Source organism: Streptomyces sp. ISL-66, assembly GCF_018614135.1.
In the GTDB taxonomy this organism is placed as follows: Bacteria; Actinomycetota; Actinomycetes; order Streptomycetales; family Streptomycetaceae; genus Streptomyces.
This window is the reverse complement of sequence record NZ_JAGGOW010000010.1, coordinates 1-907: the sequence shown is the minus strand read 5'-3', so window position 1 is coordinate 907 and position 907 is coordinate 1. Positions and strand designations below refer to the sequence as shown.

Genomic DNA, 907 nt, shown 5'->3' with positions numbered 1-907 from the left:
GGCGTCGGCGCCGTGGTGCTGGTCAGCATCCGTCCGCTCGGGCTGATCTGGTTCGCCGGGGCGCTGGTCTTCGGGCTGCTGCTGGCGCGGCGCGGCGCCCTGCTCCCGCTGCTGCGAGGGAAGGTCCTGTGGATCTGGACGGGCCTGCTCGGCGCCGCCACGGCCGTCGCGCTGCTCTGGGCATCGGCGCACCCGGACCACCCGGTGCTCAACTCGACGCACACCCCCGGGGACGCCGCCAGGCTGACGCTCGGCTACACCAACCTGTACGTCCAGCACATGATCGGCACCTTCGGCTGGCTGGACCCACCGGCGCCGGCCTTCACCTTCCTGGTCTGGCTCGGGGCGATCGCCGTCGTCGTCGTGCTGGGGATCTCCTTCGGCCGCAAGCGCGAGACGGTCGCGCTGATCGGCATGCTGGTGGCCATCGTGATGGTGCCGGTCGCCGCGCAGGCCTCGCACGTGGAGAAGGTCGGCATGGTGTGGCAGGGCCGCTACCTGATGCCCTTCGCCGTCGGCCTGCCGCTCATGGCGGTCCTGATCTGCGCGAGCCGGGCACCCGAGCGGGGCTTTCCCTGGCGCAGGCTGGCCGGCTACTGCGCGGGCGCGCTCGCGCTGGCGAACGCCGCGGCCTTCTTCTGGACGCTACGGCGCTTCGCGGTCGGCACCTACGGTCCCTGGCTGCCGACTCCGGCGCACTGGGCGCCGCCCGGCGGCTGGGTCCTGTGGACCGGCGTGTACACGGCGGCGGCGATCGCCCTGGCGCTGCCGGCCCTGGTGCGGGACCGCGTGCCCGCCGCGCCGGAGCCCGCGAAGGCCGCGGCCGACGCCGACCTCGGGGACTTCGCACGGGTCACGCCGGTCCGCTGACCCGGCGCGGGCCCGCCCGTCAGGCGCGGGCCCGCGC

Annotated in this window: 1 protein-coding gene; it reads left to right on the top strand. The window is 75.2% G+C overall.

Annotation, left to right across the window (positions count from 1 at the left end; translation table 11 throughout):
- Positions 1–870: DUF2142 domain-containing protein (locus tag J7E97_RS02440; RefSeq protein WP_215021672.1), on the top strand; the 870-nt coding region annotated here is incomplete at its 5' end.
- Positions 871–907: the final 37 nt, after the last annotated feature.